The 17588-nt window shown below is 72.0% G+C and carries 15 protein-coding genes; 7 read left to right on the forward strand and 8 right to left on the reverse strand.

Features of this window, described 5'->3' with window-relative positions; translation table 11 throughout:
* Nucleotides 1-110: 110 nt before the first annotated feature.
* Entirely contained in the window at nucleotides 111-1094 is a 984-nt protein-coding gene (locus ACSMXX_RS24830; protein ID WP_473184945.1) for an Lrp/AsnC family transcriptional regulator, read from the reverse strand.
* Nucleotides 1095-1366: 272 nt separating this feature from the next.
* Between ACSMXX_RS24830 and ACSMXX_RS24835 the strand changes: the two genes are divergently transcribed.
* A complete protein-coding gene (locus tag ACSMXX_RS24835) occupies nucleotides 1367-1819 on the forward strand; it encodes a DnaJ family domain-containing protein (RefSeq protein WP_473180918.1) in 453 nt (150 codons plus the stop codon).
* 183 nt (nucleotides 1820-2002) lie between these two features.
* Here the strand turns inward: ACSMXX_RS24835 and ACSMXX_RS24840 are convergent, their stop codons facing one another.
* Entirely contained in the window at nucleotides 2003-2284 is a 282-nt protein-coding gene (locus ACSMXX_RS24840; protein WP_473180919.1) for a hypothetical protein, read from the reverse strand.
* 273 nt (nucleotides 2285-2557) lie between these two features.
* Between ACSMXX_RS24840 and ACSMXX_RS24845 the strand changes: the two genes are divergently transcribed.
* From ACSMXX_RS24845 to ACSMXX_RS24855, 3 genes are read left to right on the forward strand one after another with little or no spacing between them, the layout of a single operon-like run.
* Nucleotides 2558-4294: a sulfatase family protein gene (locus ACSMXX_RS24845; protein WP_473180920.1), complete on the forward strand. Its 1737-nt coding sequence runs from the start codon at nucleotides 2558-2560 to the stop codon at nucleotides 4292-4294.
* Nucleotides 4287-5042 carry a response regulator transcription factor gene (locus ACSMXX_RS24850; protein ID WP_473180921.1) on the forward strand — a complete coding sequence of 252 codons (756 nt, stop codon included), beginning with the start codon at nucleotides 4287-4289 and terminating at the stop codon, nucleotides 5040-5042. The genes ACSMXX_RS24845 and ACSMXX_RS24850 overlap by 8 nt, the downstream gene beginning before the upstream one ends.
* Nucleotides 5017-6633: a HAMP domain-containing sensor histidine kinase gene (locus ACSMXX_RS24855; RefSeq protein ID WP_473180922.1), complete on the forward strand. Its 1617-nt coding sequence runs from the start codon at nucleotides 5017-5019 to the stop codon at nucleotides 6631-6633. The genes ACSMXX_RS24850 and ACSMXX_RS24855 overlap by 26 nt, the downstream gene beginning before the upstream one ends.
* An 18-nt stretch (nucleotides 6634-6651) precedes the next feature.
* Here ACSMXX_RS24855 and ACSMXX_RS24860 read toward each other — a convergent pair whose 3' ends face one another.
* Together ACSMXX_RS24860 and ACSMXX_RS24865 are read right to left on the reverse strand one after the other, a co-directional pair.
* Nucleotides 6652-8145, reverse strand: a complete 1494-nt coding sequence (locus ACSMXX_RS24860; RefSeq protein WP_473180923.1) for an FAD-dependent oxidoreductase — start codon at nucleotides 8143-8145, stop codon at nucleotides 6652-6654.
* A gap of 246 nt (nucleotides 8146-8391) precedes the next feature.
* Nucleotides 8392-9342 (reverse strand): TIGR01777 family oxidoreductase, encoded by a 951-nt coding sequence (locus ACSMXX_RS24865; protein ID WP_473180924.1) that lies wholly within the window; start codon nucleotides 9340-9342, stop codon nucleotides 8392-8394.
* A 138-nt stretch (nucleotides 9343-9480) separates the two neighbouring features.
* Between ACSMXX_RS24865 and ACSMXX_RS24870 the strand changes: the two genes are divergently transcribed.
* Nucleotides 9481-9732 (forward strand): GNAT family N-acetyltransferase, encoded by a 252-nt coding sequence (locus ACSMXX_RS24870; RefSeq protein ID WP_473180925.1) that lies wholly within the window; start codon nucleotides 9481-9483, stop codon nucleotides 9730-9732.
* A 15-nt stretch (nucleotides 9733-9747) separates the two neighbouring features.
* Here ACSMXX_RS24870 and ACSMXX_RS24875 read toward each other — a convergent pair whose 3' ends face one another.
* Nucleotides 9748-10266, reverse strand: coding sequence for a DUF4240 domain-containing protein (locus ACSMXX_RS24875; protein ID WP_473184946.1), 519 nt, complete (start codon nucleotides 10264-10266; stop codon nucleotides 9748-9750).
* 269 nt (nucleotides 10267-10535) lie between these two features.
* Here ACSMXX_RS24875 and ACSMXX_RS24880 point away from each other — a divergent pair, with 269 nt between their 5' ends.
* Nucleotides 10536-11462 carry an SDR family oxidoreductase gene (locus ACSMXX_RS24880; protein ID WP_473180926.1) on the forward strand — a complete coding sequence of 309 codons (927 nt, stop codon included), beginning with the start codon at nucleotides 10536-10538 and terminating at the stop codon, nucleotides 11460-11462.
* Nucleotides 11463-11488: 26 nt separating this feature from the next.
* Here ACSMXX_RS24880 and ACSMXX_RS24885 read toward each other — a convergent pair whose 3' ends face one another.
* The 3 genes from ACSMXX_RS24885 to ACSMXX_RS24895 all read right to left on the reverse strand — a co-directional run bounded on the left by ACSMXX_RS24885 (nucleotide 11489) and on the right by ACSMXX_RS24895 (nucleotide 16920).
* Nucleotides 11489-12589: a helix-turn-helix transcriptional regulator gene (locus tag ACSMXX_RS24885; RefSeq protein ID WP_473180927.1), complete on the reverse strand. Its 1101-nt coding sequence runs from the start codon at nucleotides 12587-12589 to the stop codon at nucleotides 11489-11491.
* 205 nt (nucleotides 12590-12794) lie between these two features.
* Entirely contained in the window at nucleotides 12795-15521 is a 2727-nt protein-coding gene (gene aceE / locus ACSMXX_RS24890) for a pyruvate dehydrogenase (acetyl-transferring), homodimeric type (protein WP_473180928.1), read from the reverse strand.
* Nucleotides 15522-16098: 577 nt separating this feature from the next.
* A complete protein-coding gene (locus ACSMXX_RS24895; protein ID WP_473180929.1) occupies nucleotides 16099-16920 on the reverse strand; it encodes a helix-turn-helix domain-containing protein in 822 nt (273 codons plus the stop codon).
* Between the two features lie 133 nt (nucleotides 16921-17053).
* On the opposite strand from ACSMXX_RS24895, the gene ACSMXX_RS24900 reads away from it, so the two are divergent.
* Entirely contained in the window at nucleotides 17054-17497 is a 444-nt protein-coding gene (locus ACSMXX_RS24900; protein ID WP_473180930.1) for a hypothetical protein, read from the forward strand.
* Nucleotides 17498-17588: the final 91 nt, after the last annotated feature.

Genomic DNA, 17588 nt, shown 5'->3' on the forward strand with positions numbered 1-17588 from the left:
GGTGGCGGCGTCGCGCCCTCCCCGTCCGGGTGTCGGGGGCGTGCGTCGGGCTGGAGGATCGGGACGGGCTGGAGGACGGGCCGGGCCGGGGGACCGGGCCGGAGCGTCGGCTAGGCGTCGAACTGGTCCATGCGAGTCCACGCGCCCTTGAGCGTGACGAGATGGAGCGTGACGTCCGAGCCGTTGAGGCCCGGCAGCGCGCCGATGACCTCGTCGGTGTAGCGGAAGAGGTCGGTGCGGCGCGGCAGCACCATGTGGCCGACCAGGTTGAACCGGCCCGTGGCCGCCGCGAGGAACTTCGTCCCCGGATGCTTGGCGAGCTGCCTGCCGGCGGCCTCCAGACTTCCGGGGTCGATGGAGAGCCAGAGCATGAACTCGGCCTCGTAGCCGAGCAGCGCGGGCTCCGCGAGAGTGCGGAACTGCAGGCAGCCGCGGCCGACCATCCGGTCCAGCGCACGCGCGACGCTGGACTCGCCGCGGTCGAGGTTCCGGGCGACGGTGGTCACCGGAAGCCGTCCGTCCGTCGCGAGTTCACCGACGACGGCGCGTTCCAGTTCGGTGAGCGGCTGCGGGGCCTTGTCCCAGTCGACCCGCTCGTACGCGGGCGACTGCGCGGGACGCAGATCGGCCACCGCCTCCTCGGGCAGCAGTCCCGTGTCCCACATCGCCGCCGAGGTGAAGGTGCGGATGACGGCCACGTGCTCGGTGCCGGCGATGAGGTGGGCGCCCGGCAGATCGGTGTAGAGCAGCCGCAGCAGCTCTTCGTTGTCGCGGGCGACGAAGTCGACGATCAGGTCGGCTGTGCCCGTGACGAGGGCGAGGAACCGGGCTTCCGGACACTCGGCCAGCAGCTCCGCGAGCTCCAGCCCTTTGCCGGGGCGCGCCTGCACGCGCACCAGCATCGACGAGCCGCCGCCGGTGCGGTCCAGTTCGACGGCGCCGACGACATGGAGGAGCTTGCGCTCGCGCAGGGTGTTGAAGCGGCGCTGGGCGGTGGATTCACTCGTCCCCGCCCAGCGGGCTATGCCTGCCCAGGGAGCACGACCGTTGAGCTGGAGCGCCGCGATGATGCGGCGATCCAGCGCATCGATCATGTCGGCGCTTGCTCGCGGGGTCATGGGCGGGACGTTAGGCAGCGGCCCGGAGAGCGTCAATGCCGGAATTCTTCATCCGGGGCCCGCTCATGCCTGTGATCAGCCGTGTACGCAGCCATGAGGGAAGAGAACAGCCAGTCTTCGGGCCTGTGTGACGTCCGTTACGGCATGGGGGATTCCGGCGGAAGAAATTCCGGGAAGGCCCTTGTCAGGGCCTGTCGGCGGCCTGGCGCGGGCTGTCCGCGCCCGTCCGGCTGCGGGACAATGGCCCCATGACCGAACGGAAGCCGCCGGGCATCGACTTCGAGTCCTGGGTCGACAAGCAGATCCGCGAGGCGGAGGAGCGCGGGGCCTTCGCCGATCTTCCGGGCGCGGGCAAGCCGCTGCGGGACGCGAATGCGCCGTACGACGAGAACTGGTGGCTCAAGCAGAAGATGCGCGACGAGGGCCTGTCCCACCTGCCGCCGACCCTCGCCCTCCGCAAGGAGGCCGAGGAGGCTCTTAAGGCGGCCGCACGGGCGCGGTCGGAGAAGGAGGTGCGGCGGATCGTCGGCGGGATCAACGACAAGATCCGAGAGGCGATCCGCCGGCCGCTGTCCGGCCCGCCGCTGAACCTGACGCCGTACGACGTGGAAGCCGTCGTGGCCGGATGGCGCGAGACCCGTGACCGCGAGGCCCGAGACGGTGAGACCCGTGACCGCGAGGAGAGCGGCCCCGGCTCCTGACGTCGCGGGCGGTGCCGTCCCGCGGCCTGGCCGGGAGCGGCACCGAACGGGTTTGCCGCAGGCGTCGCCAGCCGTCGCGGCAGGTTTTGCTCCGCCGCAACGGTCTTCGACCAGGACGGCGAAGGTCCGGCGGTGTGAGGACGGCCGGGACCAGCATGTCGGCTGATCCCGGCCGGACAAGGCTCAGGGCAGCAGGGAACGTACGAGCCTGCACGTCGCGCCGGACGGCGGATGCACGCCGATGCGGGCCGCCGTGCGGCGGATGGTGTGGTCGCGGGCCTGGCCCGGCGTGTAGACGCCGGAGTCGAGCAGGGCGATGGCTATGCGCATCGCCTTCAACTGGCGGTTGTGCGAGACATACCACTCGCGCGGGCGGCCGGCCGGAAGCCGCTTCTTCGGTACGGGGGCGGCGGGGAAGGCAAGCGGCAGAGGGGGATTCGGAGTGCTGGCTGTGGCTGCGGTCATCGGCGACCTCCGTGAACGTCGTTACGTGGGTGACGTGTTGACGTACTGGCGTGCTGACGTACTGGTGTCGTGACGTGCTCACGTGCTGACATGGCGACGGGCTGACGTGCTGAACAGGCCTGGAATCCGCGTCGTTCTCTGGTTCCCAGAATACCGCGCGGCACTGACAACGGATCCGCCAACATCCCTGGTCACAAGGGACGTTGGGAGTCCCGGCCGGTGCGCTGACCGCATCCGTACGCAGCCTTCACACTCCTCGAACACGGCTCGCCGATGCTGGCTCCGAAGGAGACGGACGAGGAGAGGGGGACGGTGATGCGGCGCAGCCCGGCGAGGCCCGTTGTGGCCTGCATGCTCGGCCTGCTTCTGCTGCTTCCCGCGACGGCCGGGTGCAGCGCCGGAGCGGGCACGGAAGAGGCCAAGAAGCCCAATGTGCTGATGGTGATGACCGACGATCAGTGGCTGGAGTCGATGCGGATCATGTCGCACACGCGGGAGTTGGTGGGCGACAAGGGAGTAACCTTCGACCGCTACCACCCCTCGACACCGCTGTGCTGCCCTTCGCGTTCGACCTATCTGAGCGGGCAGTTCGCGCACAACAACGGCGTACGGCACAACAAGGCACCGCAGGGCGGCTACGACAAACTGAACGAGAAGAAGACGCTGCCGGTGTGGATGCAGAAGGCCGGTTACGTCACCTCGCACATCGGCAAGTACCCGAACGGCTACGGCGACAAGGACCCCGAGCACGTGCCGCCGGGCTGGGACGAATGGCGCGGCTCGGTGAGCGGCTCCACGTACAGGATGTGGGGCTACCAGCTCAACGAGAACGGCAAGCTGCACACGTACGGAGAGCCCGGCGAGGAGGACCCGGAGCTTTACCAGACGGACGTGTACCGCGACAAAGGCGCCGACTTCATCGAGCGCAAGGCGAAGGAGGACAAGCCGTTCTTCCTCAGCCTCGCCTTCCTCGCGCCGCACTCGGAGGGCAAGAAGGCGGGGGAGAAACCTGCTGGGGACGAGGAGAAGGACCGCCGGCAGCCGAACGTCGGGGAGGCCCCGCGGCCCGCACCGCGCCACGAGGGCGAGCTGGCCGACGAGAAGCTGCCCCGGAATCCCGCGTACGGAGAGGACGACATGCGGGACAAGCCGGCGTTCCTCCGTGAGCGCCCCGACCTCGACGCCGGGACCACCGAGCGGATCACGGAGAGCTACCGCGGACGTCTGGAGTCGCTGCTCGCGGTGGACGAGGCCGTGGAGAAGCTGATGGACACCCTCAAGAAAACGGGCCAACTCGACAACACCTACGTGCTGTTCACCTCCGACAACGGATTCTTCTTCGGTGAACACCGAGTGCCCACGGGCAAGTTCCTCGCCCACGGCCCCTCCGGGCAGGTGCCGATGCTCATGCGCGGTCCCGGCCTCGACGCAGGCGGCCGTTCGAAGGAGCTGACCGGCAACGCCGATCTGGCCGCCACCATCGCCGACATCGGCGGAGCGGACCCGGACCTCTCCCTCGACGGCCGCTCGCTGCTGCCGTACGGGCGCGACCCGGGCAGGCGGAGCGACCGTCCGGTGCTGCAGGAGATCGCGGAAGGCGCACGGCGCGCCCCGGTCAAGGACCCTGCAGGCGGCGGCGGTTCGCGGCCGGCGGGTGCTCCGCCGCGCGACGACGCCTCCGCGGGCAGGGCCGCGGGCGCCGGGGACCTGGACCAGGACGGCGAGGCGTCGCCGCCCGCGCCGGGGAAGGACGGCAAGCGACGGGGCGGCCCGAAGTCCGCGGCGTACGAGGCGATCCGTACGGACCGCTACCTCTACATCCGCTACGTCAGGGGCGGCAGGGAGCTGTACGACCTGGCCGGGGATCCGCACGAGCTGACCTCGCGCCACGGCGACCCCGCGTACGGGAAGGTCCGCACGTTCCTCGACGGCCGGCTCGACGAACTGCAAGGGTGTGCGGGTGCGGAGTGCCGAGAGGAGATACCGAAGGCGCCCGCGCCGGGTGAATGAGCCCCCGCCCGCGGGCGGCGATGCCGGCCGGCCGTACCGGGGGACGACGGGCGGAGGAGGAGTCCTGACAGGGCAGAACCGCGGTCTCGTACTGGTCGTCGAGGACGAGCCGGCGATCGCAGAGCTGGTCCGCACGTATCTCGTGCGCGAAGGCTTCACCGTGATGACGGAGTCGAGCGGTGAGCAGGCGCTGGCCGCCGCCCGCCGTCACCGTCCCGTGGCGGTGGTCCTCGACGTCATGCTGCCCGACATGGAAGGCACCGAGGTCTGCCGGCGGCTGCGGAGCGAGCAGGACTGGACGCCCGTGCTGTTCCTCACCGCCCGCGACGAGGAGGTGGACCGGCTGCTGGGGCTGGAGCTCGGCGCCGACGACTACATCACCAAGCCGTTCAGTCCGCGCGAACTGGTCGCCCGCGTACGCGTGGTGCTGCGGCGCACCTCGGGCGCCGTCACCGAGTCCGTGCGCTGCGTCGGGCCGCTCAAGGTCGATGTGCCGCGCCGGCGGGCCTCGGTGGGGGAGGAACGCGTTGAGCTGACGGCCACCGAATTCGACCTGCTCGCCCACCTGATGACCCGGCCGGGACGCGTCTGTACGCGCAGCGATCTGCTGGCCGCGGTGTGGGGACACCGCTCGGACGCGGGCGCGCGCACGGTCGACGTGCACATCGCCCAGCTGCGGGCCAAGTTGGGGCCCGCAGCCGGGACTATCCGGACGGCACGCGGTGTCGGATACAGCGTCGAGGACTGAACCGCCCGCCGGGCGCGCCGAGTCGGCCGGTACCGAGGATGCCGCGGGTGCCACCCCTGCCGCGGGTTCCACCGGTTCCACCGGTTCCACCGGTTCCGCCCTGCGGGCCGGGCCGGCCGGGAAGCTGCTGCGCGGCCGCCGCATGGGGCGGATGACGTCCCGTACGGTCCTGGTCACCCTTCTCGTCGCCCTCGTCTCGGTGCTCGCGACCGCGGCGGCGGCGGTCCCGCTCGTACGGCAGGCGGCGACGGTTCAGGCACGGGAGGCGCTGCGCGACCAGGCGGACCTCGCGGCGACCATGCTCGCCGCGCGCACCGGACGCCCGGACCGGGTGCGGCAGCTGGCCCGGCTGATGCGCGGGAACGGCATCCGCATCTCCCTCGTACGCGCCCACACCCCGGACCGCGGCTGGGTTCCCGCGCGGGTCACGCGGCGGCTCCGGGAGGGCGTGCCCGCGCACACCCGCGTCACGCGCGAGGACGGCCGCGAGGTGCTCATCGAGGCACGCCCCGTCGGAGCGGCCGGCGGCGTCGTGCTGGCACAGTCCGTCGAGGAGGCACGCGGCGACACCGCAGGGCTGGGGCTGGCGCTCGCGCTCTCCGCCGGCGCGACCGCCGGCACCCTCGCGGGCGTGGCGCTCTCCCGCCGCCTCTCCCGTCCGCTGCGGCAGGCGGCCCGCACCGCTGACCGCATCCGGCAGGGGGACCGCGGCTGCCGGCTGCCGCTGACCCCGCCCGAGGAGGTGCGCGAACTCGCCGCCGCGCTCAACGAGTTGACCGCGGCGCTGGAGGTCAGCGAGCGGCGGCAGCAGGACTTCCTGATGTCCGTGTCGCACGAACTGCGCACCCCGCTGACGACGATCAGCGGCTACGCGGAAGCCCTCGCCGACGGTGTCCTGTCCGCGGAGGAGGACGTCGCGCGGGACGCCGGCCGTACCGTGCTGACCGAGGCCGGACGGCTGGAACGTCTCGTGACCGATCTGCTCGCCCTCGCACGGCTGCAGGCGGACGACTTCACGCTCGATGTGGAGGAGGTCGACGTCACCGCGCTGGCCGCCGGCGCGGTCACCGCCTGGCGGCCTTCGCTGGAGCGGTCCGGCACCGAGCTGAGCACCGAACTGCCCCCGCATCCGGTCCTGTTGGGCACGGACCCGGGACGGCTGCGTCAGGTCCTGGACATCCTGATGGAGAACGCGGGCCGCGTCGCGCCGGGAGCACCGCTGGTGGTCGCGCTCGACGCACCGCCCGCCGACGGCGGCGGGGCCGAGGTGCCCGCCGGTGCCGCCGGTCACGCCGGACCGCGCGCTCCCGGGGGAGGGATCGCGCTCTCGGTACGCGACGGCGGCCCGGGCCTCTCGGACGAGGACCTGCTCGTGGCCTTCGAACACGGCAGGCTGCACCGCCGCTACCGCGGCAGCCGGCCCGTCGGGACCGGTCTCGGACTCGCGCTGGCGGCGCGCCTCGTGGAACGTCTCGGCGGCACGGTCACCGCCGCGCACGCGCCCGAGGGCGGCGCGCACTTCACCGTACGGCTGCCGACGTCGCCGGCGTCGCCCGGGTCGTCGCCGGCGCGGACGGCACCGGCGAAGTGATGGGCGTGCGCGCGCCGTTCAGGCCGCCGTGGTGAGCGGCCCGTCGGTCAGCGGCAGCGGCAGACCGAAGTCGCGCAGCACTTCGCCTGCGGCCCGCCGTCCCGAGACGAGCGCGCCCTGAGCCGTACTGGTGTCACGGTGCTCGCCGCACACATACAGGCCGGAGAGCACCCGCACCGGACGGCGCAGATCGTGCGGCGCCGGCATCGCCGGAACGGCCTGCGCGTCGTAGTGGGCGGCGAGCAGGCTCCAGCGCCCGGTGGGCACGCCGTGCAGGGTGGCCAGCTGGGAGCGGGCCGCCGACTCCAGCGCGGCGAGGGGCTCGCCGGCCGCCGCGCCCAGCACCACCGAGGTGACCAGGCCCGCACGTCCGGGCCGTGCGCGCCCGGGATCGACGGCGGAGGCCGCCCACGAGTGCGACACGGGCCCCTGGCGTGCCGCGTCCCCGTCGACGAGCAGCGAAGGCGACAGCGGCAGCACCTCGTCGACGGCGTGGTGCAGGACGGTCACGGGGTGGAAGTCCGGCACCCGCAGTCCGGGCAGCAGCTCTCCCGCGTCGGCCGCACCGGTGGCGACGACGACGGCGCGGCAGGCGAGCGTGCCGTGGTCGCGGGTGGTCACCGAGTTCGTGGTGACGGACACGGCGGTGACGTCCCTACGCACGGTGCCCTCGGGCAGCGAGGCCGCCAGCAGCTCCGGGACCGAGGCCATGCCGCCGGCCGGCAGGCTGCAGCCGCCCCTCACGAACGCGCGTAGCGTCAGGTCGGCGACATGGCTGGAAGTCGTCAGTGCGGGATCGCAGAGCAGTGCGGACAGCAGCGGACGTACGAGCGATCCCACCGTGCGTGCGGGCAGCCCGCGCGCCGACAGGGCCTGGGCGGCGGGGAGTTCGGTACGGGCGAGCAGCCGGTCGGAGGGCACGGCCGCGAAGCGGGCCAGCCCGCCTCGGAGCCGGGCGAGGTCGAGGGTGCCGTTCCCCTGCTTGCGGCGGGAGATGCCCCAGCCCTGCCCGCGGCGCGAGATGCCCCAGGCGGAAGGGCCGTGGGACCCGGCGAGGGCGCGTGCCGTGGTGAGTGCGCTCCTTGTGCGCCGGTCGGCCCGTTCGGCGCGGCCGGCGCGCGCCGCGGCGTCCGTGACTGCGGTACGGGAGGCGCGGGGAAGGCGCCCGATGGTGCGGCGCAGGTCGCCTATCCGGTGCGTACGGCCGTCGGCGCGGAGCAGGGCGCCGGGAGCGAAGGGACGCATCTCCAGCGTGGCGAGCGGGGGGAGCCGCCGGAACTCCGGCCAGTCGGGACACAGCAGCCTCCCGGAGCGGTCCAGCAGATAGCCGTCGACGTTCTCCGTGGCCATCCGGCCGCCCACACGGGAGGTCGTCTCCAGCACCGTGACCTGCAGGCCCGCGTCCGTCAGATGGTGTGCGGCGGCGAGGCCCGCGAGCCCCGCGCCGATGATGACGACGTCGGTGTCCGGAGTCGGTGTACGGCCGGAGCGTGCTGTCTCTGTGGAGCGCACGATGCCTCCCGTGGTCGGCGCGCGGTGCGGGGCCGTCCTGCTTCCGTACTGCCCTCACCGGAGCTGGTGAACCGTGAGTATCCGGACTCTACGCAGCGGTCCGGTTGCGGTCAGTGGCACACGGGCAGAGCACGGGCGCACAGCGGTCGCACACCGCTTCGATCAAGCCGTCCGGCGCGGCAGGCCCATTCCCGGGAGTGGGAGCCCCGGGAGCGGGAGACACCCACGGGGTGCCCGGCCGTACCGTCAGCGCAATGCGGCGCGTACCGCGTCTTCGATGCCGGGAAACGCGAAGCTGAAACCCGATTCGAGAAGCCGCTTCGGCAGGACGCGCTGGCTGCCCAGCACGTCCTTGGAGAACTCGCCCAGCGCCGCCCGCAGCACCGGTGCCGGCACGGGGAACACCGTCGGCCGGTGCAGGACGCGGCCCATAGCGGCGGTCACCTCCCGGTTGGTGACGGGCTCGGGCGCGGTGAGGTTGAACGGGCCCGACAGATCGTCCCGGTCCAGCAGGTGACGCAGCGCAGCGATGTGGTCGTGCAGCGCGATATGGCTCCAGTACTGGTTGCCGCTGCCCATGCGGCCGCCGACGCCCGCCTTGAAGATGCGGAACAGCGGCCCCCAGGCGCCGCCCTCACGTGCGACGACGAGACCGGTGCGCGCGAAGACCGTACGGATTCCGGCCTCGGCTGCCGCGGCCGCCGCCTCCTCCCACTCCTGGGCGACGTTCGCGAGGAAGTCGTCACCGGGCGGTGCGCTCTCGTCCACGGCACGTGCGCCGGTGTCGCCGTAGTAGCCGATGGCCGAGCCGACGATCAGCGTGCGCGGCGGCTCGTCGAGCGAGGCGATCGCGTCGGCGACGGCGGCGGTGCCCAGCACGCGGCTGTCGCGGATCTCCTTCTTGTACGCGGCCGTCCAGCGCCGGTCCCCGACGCCCGCGCCCGCGAGATGGACGACGGCGTCGCAGCCGGCGAGCCCGGCGGTGTCCACGTAATGGCCCTTCGGGTCCCACATCACCTCGGACGGCGGCGGGCCCCCGGCCACCGGGGCAGGGCCCGCACTCTCGTAACGCCGCGCGTCCTGGGAGGCGCGGCGCACGAGGCGGACGATGTCGTGCCCGTCCGCACGGAGTGAGCGGGAGAGTGCCGTGCCGATGAGGCCGGTGGAACCGGTGACCGCGATACGCATGGGGCCCATCCTGCCGTCTGCGCCCGCCCTGCTGAAGCGCCGCGCACGGGGCGGATGGTGAGGGGCGGACCTGTCCGACAAGCGGTGGACGGGCGTTGGGGGTACCTCCCACGCGTAGCTGTGGGGGAGCGAGGCACTGTTGCGCCCATGCCCACCCCACCCGCCGTTCGCCCCGCAACCCTCGCCGACGAGACCCGGCTCGGCGAGCTGGACCGGATCAGCTGGTCACCCCTGTATGCGGTGCACCCGCGCCCCCGGGTGCTCGCACACAACGAGGCCGCCCGCGAGCTGTACGGCGCGGCCGGCTTCTCCGTGGAGGGCGTGCTGCCCGGTGAGTTCCTGCTGAACGGGGAGTACGTCGATGACGTGCTGATGGGACGTCCGCTTACCGAGCCGTGACCGGCCGGCCGGCGTTCAGCCGCGGAAGCGGTCCCAGAGCTTGGGGAGGCGTTCGGCGAGGGCGGCGTCGTCCTCCAGGTTGAGGGAGACACCGGTCGGGTCCTCCGGCGGGTCCGGCAGGCCGAGGTCCGGCATGATGATGCCGGTGAGCTGCTCGTACGCCTCGTCGGCCGCGTAGCCGAGATCCTCCGCGTCGCCGTCCAGCTCCTCGTCGAAGCCCTCCAGGACGTCGGCGAGGGAGTCGGCGTCGTGCGCCGCGTGCTCGAAGACCTCACGGCCCTGGCCGATCAGCCAGCAGCGGAACGCGTCGAAGGCGTCGTCGCTGACGCCGTCCAGCAGAATCCAGGCCGCCGCCCACAGGTCCCACTGGTTGGCACGGTTGTAGCGGGACTCGAAGTGCCGGGCGAAGAACATCACGGCGTCCGGATCGAGCCGCGTCAGCCGCTCGATGAGCAGGTCTGCCTGCTCCTCGGGGTCGCCCTCGGCGTCCTCGCGGGTGGAATCGATCAGCGCCCAGAACTCGGTCTCGTCCATCACGAACACAGCATCCGCCTTGTACCCGCCAGACGCACGCGGACTCCCTCGGATGCCGCCTTGTCGTTACCAGGGTGCGTCAAGGTCTCAATGTGCCGCTGTTGTGACCATCCCATGTGTCACTCGTGGTGGACCCGTCCCGAAAACCCGGAAAGACCGACGTGAGGTGTCCGGTTTCCGTGCGAGCGTGCTGTGCGCAGCGGACCGCGGGACGTGCGGACCGCAGTAAGAGGAGGAGGACCGACGGTGAACACAGAGGAGGACCGACGGTGAGCACAGCAGGGGCGCTGAGCGGCAAGGTCGCGCTGGTCGCCGGCGCCACACGGGGCGCGGGCCGGGCCATGGCCGTGGAGCTGGGCAGAGCGGGTGCGACCGTCTACGCCACGGGCCGTACCACCCGCGAGCACGTAAGCGAGATCGGCCGCACGAGCGAGACCATCGAAGGCACCGCGGAGCTGGTCGACGAGGCGGGCGGCACGGGCATCGCAGTGCCCACAGACCACTTGGAGCCCGGCCAGGTTCGTGAGCTGGTGGAGCGGATCGACAGTGAGCAGGGCCGTCTGGACGTCCTCGTCAACGACATCTGGGGTGGCGACCACCTCGTCCAGTGGGACAAGAAGATGTGGGAGCACGACCTGGAGCAGGGACTGCGGATTCTGCGGCTGGGAGTGGAGAGCCACATCGTCACCAGCCGGTACGCGATCCCGCTGCTCATCCGCAGGCCGGGCGGTCTGGTCGTCGAAGTCACCGACGGCACCGAGGAGTTCAACGGCACCCGGTACCGCAAGCCCTTCTACTACGACCTGGCCAAGTACGGCCCGCTGCGGATGGCGCACGCACTGGCCGAGGAACTGCCGGAGCACGGGGCGACCGCCGTGTGTCTCACGCCCGGCTGGCTGCGCTCCGAGTTCATGCTCGACACCGCCTTCAAGGTCACCGAGGACAACTGGCTCGAAGGCACCGCGCAGAACCCGCACTTCGCGATCTCCGAATCGCCCGTCTTCGTCGGGCGTGCCGTCACGGCGCTCGCGGCCGATCCGGACGTGAGCCGGTTCAACGGGCGTTCGCTCTCCAGCGGCGGACTCGCGCAGGAGTACGGCTTCACCGATGTCGACGGCTCGGCGCCGGACGCGTGGCGCTACATGGTGGAGGTCGATCAGGAGAGCAAGTCCGCGGACGTGACCGGCTACCGCTGACCGCGCGCCCCGCGCCGACCGGCCCGCTACGCCCCGCCGGGCCCGTAGTGCGACGCCATGCGCCGTGCCGCCTCCGCGAACCGTTCGCGCAGCGCGGGCGGTTCGAGGACCTCGCACTCCGGGCCCAGGGCGAGCAGCTGGGTGTAGGCGACGTCGACCGACTCCACGGCGAGAACGACGGTCACCGCCTCCTCGCCCTCCGGCTCCGCCCCTCCGCGCGGTTCCCCGCCATCCGGAGCCCGGGTCTCCGCCTCCCGGCGCTCCCGCTCCCGGCGCTCCCGCTCCCGGCTCTTCGCCGCGCCGTTCTCCGGCACGTCGCAGCCGGCCTTGGCCAATGCCTCGTCCGCGGCCCGGCGGTCGGTCGCGTGCCGCAGCATCCGTCTGCCGGCAGGCGAGAGCCGCAGTACCACCTCGTCGCGCAGGATCGACTGCGCGAACACCGAGGAGCGCTCCTCCCAGAAGGCCGACAGGTCGAACTCCTCGTCCCGTAGGAAGCGTTCACCCGTCTCCTCGACGCCCGTGACCCTGTCGACCCGGTAGACCCGCCGGTCGCCGGCGTCCGCCACGCGCGCCGCCAAGTACCAGACGCCCGCCTTGAGTACGAGCCCGTACGGCTCCAACTCCCGCTCCACCTCCGTGCCCCGGCGCCGGTAACGCATCCGCACGCTGCGGTCGTCCCACACCGCGTCCGCCAGTGCGGGCAGTTGCTCCGGCGGCTCCTCGGAGGGCTGCCACCAGCCGGGGGCGTCGAGATGGAAGCGCTGCGCCGCCGAACGGTGGGCGTCGCTCAGTTCGGGAAGCAGCGCGGCGGAGACCTTCAGCCTGGCCGCGGACGCCGCGTCCGCCAGGCCCATGTCCCGCAGCGCGGAGGGCACACCGGAGAGGAAGAGCGCCTCGGCCTCGCTGCGGCCGATGCCGGTGAGCCGCGTGCGGTATCCGCCGACGAGGCGGTAGCCGCCGCTGCGCCCCCGGTCCGCGTAGACGGGCACCCCGGCCTCCGACAGTGCGAGCACGTCGCGGGAGACCGTACGCTCGGAAACCTCCAGCTCGGCGGCGAGTTCGGCACCGGTCATGGCACGCCGGGTCTGGAGCAGAAGCACCATCTTGATCAGCCGGGCCGCGCGCATGGCAGCATTCTGCCGCCGTGTGCGTGCGGCAGTGAACCACTGTGCCGGGAAGCGGGCGCGTGGCGCCCCGGGAGCCCCCGCAGCCCCGCGGCCACGAGGGGCCGCGGGACTCCGGGAATCCGGCGGACGGTGCCGCCCGCCGGATTCGTCCGCCGTCCGCCGTAGGCCGCGCGCCGCGCGCCGCCCGACGAGCCGGCCCGGAGAGTCAGGCCAGGCCGTAACCCTCCGCCGCCCGCCGTACCGTCTCGCGCTTGACCTCGCCCCGCCGCGCGAGCTGCGCCAGCGCGGCGACGACGACCGACTCGGGGTCCACGCCGAAGTGGCGGCGTACGGCCTCACGGGTGCCGGACAGGCCGAAACCGTCCGTGCCGAGCGACGTCCAGTCCTGCGCCACCCACTGGCTGATCTGGTCCGGGACGGCCCGCATCCAGTCGCTGACCGCGAGCACCGGCCCGGGTGCGTCCTCCAGCGCCCGCGTCACATACGGGGTGCGGTCCTCGCCCCGCAACTGCGCGGCGTCGCACTCCAGCGCGTCCCGCCGCAGCTCGCTCCACGACGTCGCCGACCAGACGTCCGCGGTCACTCCCCACTCCTCGGCCAGCAGCCGCTGAGCCTCCAGTGCCCAGTGGACGGCCGTGCCGCTGGCCAGCAACTGGATGCGGGGCGCGCCCGGTTCGGCGCTCTCACCCTCGCTGAAGCGGTAGAGGCCCTTGAGGATGCCCTCCTCGACGCCGTCGCCCGCGGGCTGCGGCGGCTGCGCCTTCGGCTCGTTGTAGACGGTGAGGTAGTAGAAGACGTCCTCGTTGCGGGACGGGTCCGGACCGTACATGCGGCGCAGCCCGTCCCTGACGACGGCGCCCACCTCGTAGGCGAACGCGGGGTCGTAGGTGACGACGGCCGGGTTGGTGGAGGCCAGCAGCGGCGAGTGGCCGTCCGCGTGCTGAAGGCCTTCGCCGGTCATCGTCGTACGTCCGGCAGTGGCGCCGATGACGAAGCCGCGACCCAATTGGTCGGCCAGGGACCAGAACTGGTCGCCGGTGCGCTGGAAGCCGAACATCGAGTAGAAGATGTAGAAGGGGATCATCGGCTCGCCGTGCGTCGCGTACGACGTGGCGGCAGCCGTGAAGTCCGCCAGTGAACCGGCCTCCGTGATGCCCTCGTTGAGGATCTGACCGTCCGACGCCTCCTTGTAGTACAGGAGTTGGTCACGGTCGACGGGGTCGTAGTTCTGACCGAGCGGCGAGTAGATGCCGGCCGACGGGAACAGGGACTCCATGCCGAAGGTGCGTGCCTCGTCGGGGACGACGGGGACCCACCGCCTGCCGGTCTCCTTCTCCCGCATCAGGTCCTTCACCAGCCGTACGAACGCCATGGTCGTGGCGATCTCCTGGCTGCCGGAGCCCTTCTTCAGCGCCTCGAAGGGCTTGGCGGAAGGCTCGGGCAGGGCGACGGGGTGCACCTTGCGTGCCGGCGCGGGCCCGCCGAGCGCGGCGCGGCGCTCCTGGAGGTAGCGCACCTCGGGGGAGTCCTCGCCCGGGTGCACGTACGGCACCAGCTCGTCGTCCAGCTTGCTGTCCGAGATGGGAAGCCCGAGCAGGTCCCGCATCGCGCGGAACTCCTTACCGGTCAGCTTCTTCATCTGGTGGTTGGCGTTGCGGGACTCGAAGCCCTTGCCCAGCGTCCAGCCCTTCACGGTCTGCGCGAGGATCACGGTCGGTGCGCCCTTGTGCTCGACGGCCGCCTTGTACGCGGCGTACACCTTGCGCGGCTCGTGGCCCGCACGGGAGGTGTGGAAACAGGCCGCGATCTTCTCGTCGGAGAGCAGCTTCGCCATCTCGGCGAGGGCCGGGTCGGCGCCGAAGAAGTGCTGGCGGATGTAGGCGGCGTCGCGGGTCGCGTACGTCTGGAACTGGGCGTCCGGCACCTCACGCAGGCGTTTGACCAGGGCACCTGTGGTGTCGAGCTGGAACAGCTCGTCCCAGGCGGTGCCCCACAGCGACTTGACCACGTTCCAGCCGGCCGCGCGGAACTGGGCCTCCAGCTCCTGCACGATCTTGAAGTTGGCGCGGACCGGGCCGTCGAGGCGCTGCAGATTGCAGTTGACGACGAAGGTGAGGTTGTCGAGCTGCTCCCGCCCGGCGAGGGCGAGGGCAGCAGTCGACTCGGGCTCGTCCATCTCGCCGTCGCCGAGGAAAGCCCAGACGTGGGAGGCGGACGTGTCCTTGATGCCGCGGTTCGTCAGGTAGCGGTTGAAGCGTGCCTGGTAGACGGCGTTGATCGGGCCGATGCCCATCGAGACGGTGGGGAATTCCCACAGCCAGGGCAGCCGGCGGGGGTGCGGGTAGGACGGCAGGCCGCGGCCTTCCCCGGGAGCCGCGGTCTCCTGGCGGAAGCGGTCGAGGTCGGCCTCGGTGAGGCGGCCGTCGAGGAAGGCGCGGGCGTAGATGCCGGGGGAGGCGTGGCCCTGGATGTAGAGCTGGTCGCCGGAGCCGGCGGAGGCGCCCGCACTTGTGTCGTCCAGGCCGTCCTTGCCGCGGAAGAAGTGCTGGAAGCCCGTCTCGTACAGCCATGCGGCGCTGGCGAACGTCGCGATGTGCCCGCCGAGGCCGTAGCGGCTGCCACGGGTGACCATGGCGGCGGCGTTCCAGCGGTTCCAGGCGGTTATGCGGGATTCCATCTCCACGTCGCCGGGGAATTCCGGCTCGGCGGCGGTCGGGACGGTGTTGACGTAGTCCGTCTCCAGCAGATTCGGCAGCGCCAGTCCGCTGTCCTGGGCGTGGCCGAGGGCGCGGCGCATGAGGTAGGTGGCGCGCTCGGGGCCGGCATGCGCGATGACGGCGTCTAGCGATTCACGCCACTCGGCGGTCTCCTGCGGGTCGCGGTCCGTGAGCTGGTCGAGCTCGCTCGGACTGTTGCGTACGGGGCGGGGCATGGTGGCCACCTTCCGGACGGGACGGACGGGGATGGACGGGGGGTGGGGAGGGGTCGGGACGACGGGGGTCGGGAGGCCTCCCGGGTGCGGGTCTCTCCCTGGTTGGCAGGACAGGGTCGGCCCAGCAATTCGGACTGTACGCCTACGATCGATGATCGATCAAAGCTTCCACCGAAATTGGCATTCCGTGCCGCGGAAATCGGCACCCGGTGCCGGGTCCGCTGGCGCGGGGCGATCGATGCCGGTGGGTGGGTCGGGGGCGGCGCCGGGACCTGCGGTCCGGGACGGGCCCACGGGAAAGGCATGATTTACGGCCGCCCACGCAATCGCATTCGTCGGCTTTGCAGCGGCCACAAATCACTTCCCCTCGCTTCGCTGGGGAGACCCCATTAGTTTTCCCGTGAACCCGCCCCTCCCCTCCGGCCCCGACGCCTCACGTCGCGGCCCGCTGCGGCGTGCAGACGTGGACCGTGACGACCCCGCACCCCACCCCCACCGGTGTACGGGACGCCGGGCCGCGGGCCGATCGCTGCAGCGGGGTGGACGGGGCGCCACCGAGCAGCCCTCCAGCTCAGCCCTACGGGCCGGGCGGCGCAGCCAGCTCGCGGAGGGTCTTCGTGGTGAACTCGTCGAGGGGATAGAACAGTTCGATCGCCAGCTCCGACAGCGTCACGTCGGCCGGGGCCCCGAATGTCGCCATGGTGGTGAACATCGACAGCTCGCCGTGCGGGGTGCGCATTCTCAACGGGACCTGTATCGGGCCGGGTTGCGCTGCCGGGACGTCGGCATCGGCGACCGGCTCCTCGCCGTCGAGCAGCGGGTACCGGCCCACCTCCGCGTGCAGCGCCCGCAGTTCCGGGTCTCCGGTGGCGTTGACCTGGCGGAGCAGCCGTTCGAGGAAGAGGGCTCGGACCTCGCCGAGATTGGAGATGTGCGGGGCCAGCCCGTCGGGATGCAGAGCCAGCCGGAACACGTTCGGTGCCGGCTCCAGGAGATGAGGCGGTATGCCGTCCATGAACAGGGACATCGCCCGGTTGCCGGTCACCACGTTCCAGCAGCGGTCGACCACGACGGCGGGGTACGGCTCGTGCGCCGCCAGCATGGCGTCGAGCGCGGAACGGACCGACGCCATGTACTCGTCGTCGAGGCCGCTCTCCCGGTACGCCGGTGCGTAGTCGGCGGCCAGCAGCAAGGTGTTCCGCTCCCGCAACGGGATGTCCAGGGCGGCGGACAGACGGAGCAGCATCATCCGGCTCGGTCGTGCACGGCCGGTCTCCACGCAGGACAGGTGGCGCGCGGAGGACTCTGCCAGGAGGGCGAGATCGAGCTGGCTGAACCTGCGGCGCCGGCGCCAGTCCCGAAGCAGTGCGCCCACCCGGGACGGCTGTTCCACATCCATGGCCGCGAGGCTATCGGCGTCCGGGTCACAGCTGCCATGACCTCGGAGGTCATTGAGTCCATGGCCGGTGCGCTGCCACCTTCTCACCAGGCCGGGCATGCCGGATGCCGGCCCGTAGACCAAGGAGGCCCGCATGAACACTCCAGCCATGACCGCCCAGCGGCCGGCGGCCGGCAGCGCCGCACCGGATCTGCTGCGCACCATCCTGCGCGTCGACGGCTGGAGCACCGCCGTCTTCGGCGTCGTCATGCTCGCCGGCAGCGGGTGGCTCAGCGGCCTGCTCGGGCTGCCGGCGACCTGGTCCGTGCCGTTCGGGATCGCCATGCTGGGCGGCGCCGCCGCACTCGGCCTCATCGCCGGCTATCCGGAGATCCCGGCGCGCTTCGCCGCGGCCGTCGTCGTGGGCAACGCGCTGTCCTGTGTGGCGATGCTCGTGCTCGCCTTCGCGGACGTCGTGCCGCTCACCGGCCTGGGAACGGCCTTCATTGTCGCCGCGGCGCTGGTGGTCGCGGTCTTCGCCGAGCTCGAGTTCATCGGCCTTCGGCGCTCAAGGGCGGGGAGCGCCGTGCTCGTCTGACGACGCGCGGTGAGGGCCGGCCGCCGGCAGCCCGTACCGGTGCCGTCGGCGAGGTGCGAAGCCCGGAGGCCGGCCGCTCACCGGAGGCCCG

This window comes from Streptomyces sp. DSM 116795, from assembly GCF_055792905.1.

Excerpts from the sequence above, each read along its gene's own strand:
- ACSMXX_RS24830 (WP_473184945.1), bottom strand. The coding sequence starts at position 1,094 with ATGATCGATGCGCTGGATCGCCGCATCATCGCGGCGCTCCAGCTCAAC.
- ACSMXX_RS24835 (WP_473180918.1), top strand. The coding sequence starts at position 1,367 with ATGACCGAACGGAAGCCGCCGGGCATCGACTTCGAGTCCTGGGTCGAC.
- ACSMXX_RS24840 (WP_473180919.1), bottom strand. The coding sequence starts at position 2,284 with ATGACCGCAGCCACAGCCAGCACTCCGAATCCCCCTCTGCCGCTTGCC.
- ACSMXX_RS24845 (WP_473180920.1), top strand. The coding sequence starts at position 2,558 with ATGCTGGCTCCGAAGGAGACGGACGAGGAGAGGGGGACGGTGATGCGG.
- ACSMXX_RS24865 (WP_473180924.1), bottom strand. The coding sequence starts at position 9,342 with ATGGGCCCCATGCGTATCGCGGTCACCGGTTCCACCGGCCTCATCGGC.
- ACSMXX_RS24870 (WP_473180925.1), top strand. The coding sequence starts at position 9,481 with ATGCCCACCCCACCCGCCGTTCGCCCCGCAACCCTCGCCGACGAGACC.
- ACSMXX_RS24875 (WP_473184946.1), bottom strand. The coding sequence starts at position 10,266 with ATGGACGAGACCGAGTTCTGGGCGCTGATCGATTCCACCCGCGAGGAC.
- ACSMXX_RS24885 (WP_473180927.1), bottom strand. The coding sequence starts at position 12,589 with ATGCGCGCGGCCCGGCTGATCAAGATGGTGCTTCTGCTCCAGACCCGG.
- aceE (WP_473180928.1), bottom strand. The coding sequence starts at position 15,521 with ATGCCCCGCCCCGTACGCAACAGTCCGAGCGAGCTCGACCAGCTCACG.
- ACSMXX_RS24895 (WP_473180929.1), bottom strand. The coding sequence starts at position 16,920 with ATGGATGTGGAACAGCCGTCCCGGGTGGGCGCACTGCTTCGGGACTGG.
- ACSMXX_RS24900 (WP_473180930.1), top strand. The coding sequence starts at position 17,054 with ATGAACACTCCAGCCATGACCGCCCAGCGGCCGGCGGCCGGCAGCGCC.